This window comes from Streptomyces natalensis ATCC 27448 (genome assembly GCF_000935125.1).
GTDB lineage: Bacteria > Actinomycetota > Actinomycetes > Streptomycetales > Streptomycetaceae > Streptomyces > Streptomyces natalensis.
In genome coordinates, this window is record NZ_JRKI01000063.1 from 337578 (window position 1) to 343960 (window position 6383).

The 6383-nt window shown below is 68.1% G+C and carries 7 protein-coding genes, 1 tRNA gene and 1 pseudogene; 6 read left to right on the forward strand and 3 right to left on the reverse strand.

The features are described from left to right. Positions 1-2 precede the first annotated feature (2 nt). Genes repSA through SNA_RS38080 form a run of 3 tightly spaced genes read left to right on the forward strand, consistent with a single transcriptional unit; the run spans position 3 to position 2736 of the window. On the forward strand, positions 3-1400 hold the full coding sequence (gene repSA / locus SNA_RS38070) for a replication initiator protein RepSA (RefSeq protein WP_030067622.1): 1398 nt from the start codon (positions 3-5) through the stop codon (positions 1398-1400). Next, complete coding sequence (locus tag SNA_RS38075) at positions 1394-1612, forward strand: excisionase family DNA-binding protein (protein WP_030067623.1); 219 nt, start codon at positions 1394-1396, stop codon at positions 1610-1612. The genes repSA and SNA_RS38075 overlap by 7 nt, the downstream gene beginning before the upstream one ends. Further along, positions 1612-2736: a tyrosine-type recombinase/integrase gene (locus tag SNA_RS38080; protein ID WP_030067624.1), complete on the forward strand. Its 1125-nt coding sequence runs from the start codon at positions 1612-1614 to the stop codon at positions 2734-2736. The genes SNA_RS38075 and SNA_RS38080 overlap by 1 nt, the downstream gene beginning before the upstream one ends. A 90-nt stretch (positions 2737-2826) precedes the next feature. Here the strand turns inward: SNA_RS38080 and SNA_RS43035 are convergent. The 3 genes from SNA_RS43035 to SNA_RS38090 all read right to left on the reverse strand — a co-directional run bounded on the left by SNA_RS43035 (position 2827) and on the right by SNA_RS38090 (position 4540). Continuing rightward, positions 2827-2897: transfer RNA gene (locus SNA_RS43035), tRNA-OTHER, on the reverse strand. 85 nt (positions 2898-2982) lie between these two features. Next, complete coding sequence (locus tag SNA_RS38085) at positions 2983-3684, reverse strand: HAD family hydrolase (protein ID WP_030073406.1); 702 nt, start codon at positions 3682-3684, stop codon at positions 2983-2985. After that, entirely contained in the window at positions 3674-4540 is an 867-nt protein-coding gene (locus SNA_RS38090) for a winged helix-turn-helix domain-containing protein (RefSeq protein ID WP_030073404.1), read from the reverse strand. The genes SNA_RS38085 and SNA_RS38090 overlap by 11 nt, the downstream gene beginning before the upstream one ends. A 691-nt stretch (positions 4541-5231) precedes the next feature. Between SNA_RS38090 and SNA_RS38095 the strand changes: the two genes are divergently transcribed. From SNA_RS38095 to SNA_RS38105, 3 genes and pseudogenes are all read left to right on the forward strand, one after another. Then, positions 5232-5501, forward strand: a complete 270-nt coding sequence (locus SNA_RS38095) for a DUF6284 family protein (protein WP_030073402.1) — start codon at positions 5232-5234, stop codon at positions 5499-5501. Then, entirely contained in the window at positions 5498-5944 is a 447-nt protein-coding gene (locus tag SNA_RS38100; RefSeq protein ID WP_044368904.1) for a Pycsar system effector family protein, read from the forward strand. Before SNA_RS38095 ends, SNA_RS38100 begins: the two co-directional genes overlap by 4 nt. Next, positions 5941-6383, forward strand: a pseudogene (locus tag SNA_RS38105) (conjugal transfer protein); the annotation flags it as partial. The gene SNA_RS38100 and the pseudogene SNA_RS38105, both read left to right, overlap by 4 nt.

Consider the following 6383-nt stretch of genomic DNA (forward strand, 5'->3'; position numbering starts at 1 on the left):
CCTTGACTGATACCGCCACCATGGCGGGCCTGGACCCGGCCACCCTCGCCGACGTGCTGAGGCTGGCCGGGTCTTCGGACCTCGACCGCATCCAAGACCAGATCCGGCGTACTGGCGGCTGCTCCGATCCAATCCACCTGCAAGGCTCCACCGTTACCCGTGACGCTGCCACGGGCTACGTACTGCACTCGTACTCGACCGACACTGAGCCCGGTGGTCGGCTCCGGATCGCGTGCGGCAACCGCCGTGCCTCGCGCTGCCCGTCCTGCGCCTGGACCTACGCGGGCGACACCTACCACCTCATCCGCGCTGGACTCGTCGGCGACCCCGCCAAAGGCACCCCGCACACCATCCGCGATCATCCCCGGGTCTTCGCCACGCTCACCGCGCCCTCGTTCGGCCCCGTCCACAACCGCCCCGGTAACCGGCCGTGCCGTTGCGGCGCCCGTCACGCTGAGGACGCGCCCGAACTCGGCACCCCGCTCGACCCCGAGTCGTACGACTACGCGGGCGCGGTGCTGTGGAACAACAACGCATCCGACCTGTGGCGCTACTTCACGATCTACCTGCGCCGCGAGATCGCCCGCCGGGCCGGACTCACGCAGAAGGACGCCCATGAACAGTCCCGGATCTCCTTCGGCAAGGTCGCCGAGTATCAGAAGCGCGGGGCCGTGCACTTCCATGCCGTGATCCGCTTCGACGGTCCCGACGGTCCCGACAGCCCGCCCCCGGCCTGGGCCACCCTCGACGTTCTCACCGATTCGATCCGCGCCGCCGCTGCCCGCGTCGCTGTCGACGTACCGCCCGCGGGAGACGAGCCCGCCCGCGTGCTGCGCTGGGGCACACAGCTCGATGTTCAGCCGATCGGCGCCTTCGGCCACGGTGAAGAGATCACTGAACAGGCCGTGGCCTCCTACGTCGCCAAGTACGCGACCAAGGCCGCTGAGACGACCGGCACTGTTGACCGCCGCATCGGCAACAAAGAGGCCCTGGTCCTGCTCGGCGTGCCCGAACACCCCGCCCGGCTCATCACCGCCTGCCTCGACCTGCACGCGCTCTACCCGGACCGCAAGCTTCGGGACTGGGCACACATGCTCGGCTTCCGGGGCCACTTCTCCACCAAGTCCCGCCGCTACTCCACCACCCTCGGCGCCTTGCGCCAGACCCGCGCCGACTACCGCGCCGCCCAACAACGCTCCGCCCTCGGCCTGCCCGACCCCGACCACACCCCGGCGGCAACAACCCTGACCCTCGCCCACTGGACCTACGCCGGACACGGCCACACCCCCGGCGAATCCTGGCTCGCCGCCAACATCCGCCGCGACATCCAGCACAACCGCGAGATCGTGCGAGAAGTCCGGGCAGACCTGTCCAACCTCGACATGGCGGGGGAGTGGTGATCGTGGATCGACTCCTCAGCGTTCAGCAGGTCGCCGAACTGCTTGGCACCGGCGTGCGTTTCCCCCGGCGCTTGATCGAAGAACGGAGGATCACCTTCGTCAAGGTTGGTCGGCATGTCCGGATCCCGGAGAGCGTCCTGTCCGCCTACGTCGCTGAGCACACTGTTCAGCCGGTGACCGTACGTCGAGCCGCATTGAGGGGGGCTGCCTGATGGCGAACAACCAGGGCAGGCGGCGGCGTTTTGGCTCGGTCCGGCAGCTCAAATCCGGACGCTGGCAGGCTCGTTACCGCGACCCGAACACGGGCCAGCTCCGCAGCAGTGAGGAGACGTACGCGACCAAGACCGATGCCGAGGTCGCCTTGACCCTCATCGAGTCGGACATCACTCGCGGTCAGTGGTCCGACCCCGATGCGGGCAAGGTCCACTTTGGCGAGTACGCGTCGGCGTGGCTCAAGGACCGCAAGCTTGCAGACCGTTCGCGCGAGCGGCACGAGTCCGTGATCCGGTTGCATCTGCTGCCCACCTTCGGTGAGCGGCCGTTGTCCTCGATCACGACAGCGCGGGTCCGGGCCTGGCGTACGGCCTGCTTGGAGCGGACTGGTGAGCCGACCGTGGTCAAGGCGTACCAGATTCTGCGGGCGATCCTGAACACGGCCGTTGATGACGAGCTGATCAGGCGCAACCCGTGCCGGATCAAGGGCGCTGACCGGTACGACGTGCCAGAGCGGCCCGTTCTCACCGTGGCGGAGGTGTACGCCGTGGCCGACGCGATCACCCCGCGCTACCGGCTGCTCGTTCTCCTCGCTGCCTTCACCGGCCTGCGCTTCGGTGAGCTGGCCTCGCTCCGCCGACGGGACGTCGATACGGACAACGCCGCGCTCATGGTCCGGCGCTCACAAGCCGAGATGCAGACGGGTGCCCTCTTCGACAAGGCGCCCAAGTCCGATGCCGGTGTCCGGCCGGTGGCCTTCCCGAATGAACTCCTGCCGGACGTGAAGCGGTGCCTCGATGCCTACGCTGGATCCGGCCGTGATGGTCATGTCTTCCTCGGTCCCCAGGGCGGTCGGCTCCGCCGGAGCAACTTCCGGGACGACTGGATCAACGCCAGGAAGAAGGCGGGTATCACGGCAGACGTGCACTTTCACGATCTACGGCACACCGGGAACACTCTCGCCGCGTCCGGCGCGAGCCTGCGTGAGCTGATGACCAGGATGGGCCACAGCACGCCCCGCGCCGCGCTGATCTATCAGCACCTGGTCAACGGCCGTGACCGCGAGATCGCCGATCGGCTCGGCTCGATGATCCGCAAGGAACGGGGTGATGCGGACTCCTAGCGGACCTTGTGGCACGTCTGTGGCACGGCCGTGATCATGCGAAAGGGCCAGTTCGAGAGGATCAAGCCTCTGAACTGGCCCTTAGGTATGTGCCCCCGGCAGGATTCGAACCTGCGACACCCGCTTTAGGAGATCATTCGGGTCATCCGGTGATCAGGGGCGCGACCGTCCTTGCCTACTCGCAGTGTGTGCGTCTGGTTTTCCTGATACGGCAACGTCCGTCGGTGTTGCCGTCAAGAACTGCCGTCAAGCCAGAGGGGGGATCGACGCCAGAGCATCGGCCACAGTGGTCATGTCGGCGACCACTGCATCGGCCCCTGCCTCAGTCAGAGCGAGATCCTTGTGCGGCTTGTTGGCGAAGCCGATGGACCGCGCGCCAGCAGCACGAGCGGCTTCGACGTCTGTCACCGAGTCCCCGATGAGTGTGCAGTGATGGGGGTGCACATGAAGTCGTGCAGCGGCGAGCAGCAACGAGTGGGGGTCGGGCTTCATCAGGTCCGGCCGATAGGCGGCACGACCAATGACCTCGTGCACCAGGTGGCGCAGGCCGTGCAGCATCAGGAACGCCCGTACACAGGCCGTCGAATTGTTGCTCACGACGGCGACCTTTCGTCCGGACGAGTGCGCCGCTTCGAGGGCGGCGACCGAGCCGGGGACGGGCGGACCCGCGACCTTGACGGCCGACACTTCGGCTTTGGTCAGTGATTCTTCGATTGCCCGGATGACCGGCTCGCCGCCCTGCATGGCAAGGCGCAGGATCTCCATTGGGTCGTCGACGCTGGCCGCCTTGGCGCCAAGAGTCGCGTCGTGCTGGGTCACGACCTCCGAGAGCTTTTGCGCGACACCGGGGGCGGGCCGACCCGCGAATACGTCGCAGATCGGCCCGTCAAAGTCGAACAGGACTCCGCTGGTGGCTCCGGCAACCTCGGAGAGCTTGTTAGTTCCCATCAGGGTCGAGGTCCCTTCCGATGGTGCTCCACACGCTGTCGAACCACATACGCGCCTGCTCGACCTGCTGCGCCCCGCTCGATGCCTCGCCCTCGTTCACGGAGTAGTGGAACAGCGTGGCATCTGCCCCCACCAGGTCGTAGATCTCTATGACCTCCCCCTCCGCGACCACCTTGTTGGGCCGGATGGGGTAGTACCCGAAGAACGCATCTTCCTGGTTGACCACGTACAGCTTGAAGAACTGCGTTCCGCTGTGGACGCGCACGCTCACCTTGGTCTCTGGCACCAGCCCCAGAACGCTCAGCTCGTGGATCGAGTTGGCGATGCTGCGGGTGAAGCCGACCATCATGTCGTGCATGCGACGGCGTAGGCGCGGGTCGTCCGCCCCGTCTTCGCGGCGCACGGGCGCGGCGTGGGGGACCGCCATGTCGGGCACCAGGATGCGGATGCTGATGCTCGACGGTGTCAGCCGGCCGACGCGGATCTTGTCGATGGGCTCCTGAAGCGCGCTGTGCAGCGTCTCGCTGGAGAACCCGGCGAAGTCGATCGAGACGTCCGTGCTGGCGAATGCCTGCTCGACGTACGGGCGGAGACCGGCCGGCCGTTCCGTGCGGTTGCGGACGTATACGCCGCTGCCCTTGCGGGACACGACGAGACCCTCATCTTCCAGGTCTCGCAGGGCCCGCTGGATCGTGGCGCGGGCGAATCCGTACAGCTCGGTCAGCGTTTTGTGCGACGGGAGCTTGTCGCCGGGGCCTAGCTTCCTCGTCCGAATGGCGGCGCCAAGACTGCTCGCCACCTGCTCATACGGCGGCCGGTCGTCGTCCGGATCCAGGGGTTCGGGCGTGAAGGTCATGCCCCGATGCTACGTCCTTCCCCCTTGATCAGGACAGCCAGGCTAGCCAGGTGTTGACGTGACTAGCCAGGATGGCTACGTTGTTCTCGTACCCACTGGGCTAGCCAAGTTGGTCAGGCTGGAGGGTGCAGGTGGGTCTTCTTTGGCCTGCGCAAACGCACGGCAGAACGACTCCGCCGGGCCCGCTTACACGCGGCCCGAGCGGCAGGGGAGGCGTGAAAAGTCCGGCGTCTTCACGGATCGATCGGTGTCATCGGCTAAGCCGCTGGTCTGACCCTCGGGCGTAGACCCAGGGACCGGATCACGGGGATCCCGGTGATTGGGCTGCACCCGGTCCATGACACCCGGAAGGGATGGGCGCATCCACTCAGCGAGTGACGACTGAGTGGCGCGGTAACCGCGCGCCGGCCAAGAGGGAGGTGGAGCAAGGCGCGTAGGGATCCGCGAGACGCAGTGACGGGCTTCCCGTCACTCGTCATGCGGGCAGGGCGCACAGCCTTGCGGAGCACCCTGCCCGCTTGATGAGGATCACGAAAACGCGCTGCCTTGCGGCCGCCCTGATCCCCGCCTTGGCCGAGTCCATCAAGGGCGCCGCCAAAGCCAACACACCACCCCTGAACGGCGCGCGGCCCCGGGGCGCAATCCCGGGGCCGCTGTTCGGGCCGTTCCTCTGCGGAAGGAACCACGACCCATGAATCACATCGTCACTGTTCAGGACGCTGTTACCGCGTTCGAGCCGTGGATGGAACCCACGGATGCAGAGCTGGACGCGATCGAGCACGAGATGCCCGTGATCCTCGCGGACGTCGAGCTGCTGGACGCGCACATCGTCACCCTCGACCGCACGCCGACCGAGCTGGACGACCGCCGCATCCGCCGGGCCCGCCGCCGCGCGCTGGCCGCGCGGGTCGCGCTGGTCAACCGTGCGGCTGGCACGAGCCTCCCCGGGGGTGCCGCGTGAGCACCACCGACCGGGATCTGACCGCTGCGCACGCTGAGGTGAAGGCGGAGATCGCGCGGACGGACAGCAAGACGGCGCTGCTGTTGGCGTTCGTCGGCGCGGTGCTCGCCGGTACCTGGACCGTCGCCCGCGACGTGCCGCTGACCGTGCCCGCCATCGTCGCGGGCAGTCTCGGTCTGGCGCTGCTGGTCGCGGCGGCCGGTCTGCTGCTGCGGTCGGTGCGCCCGAACCTGGGCGGCCGGCACGGCTTCCCCCTGTGGGCCACGCTCACCGCCGACGAGATCGGCGCCGCCGTCGCCCGGGATCTGGCCGCCGACATCGCCGGACTGTCCCGGCTCGCGGTCGCCAAGTTCACCTGTCTGCGCCGCGCGGTCGACCTCACCCTGACTGGCGGTGCCCTGCTCATCCTCGCCGCCCTGCTCGCCGCCGGGGGTGTCCGATGACCAGCACCAAACTGACCCGGGTACAGATCGGGGTCCTGACGGCCGCGTTCGTGCCGATGCTGGCCACGGGCGTGTTCGGCGGGATCGGCACGTACAGCAACATCGGCCACGCCTACGGCAAGGGCACCGCGCTCGGCGCGCTCGCCGCCGGCGAGGGCGCCACGGCCGTGCTCGCCCTGGTCCTGCTCGGCTTGACCATGCTGGGGCAGTCCTCCCCGCGCATCGTGCGCGCCGGTCTGTGGGCTTTGCCGGCCGCCGCCGCTGCCATGGGAGCGATGGCCGCCCCCGATCCGGCCCGCACGGTGATCTACGCCCTGACCCCGATGGGCATGTCCGTCTCGGCTGAGGGCATGGCCTTCCTGGCCCGGCGGATCGTGGTGCACACCGACGGCCGCGACGCGGAGAACGACCGCCACACCGCCGATCTGGTGCAGGCGCT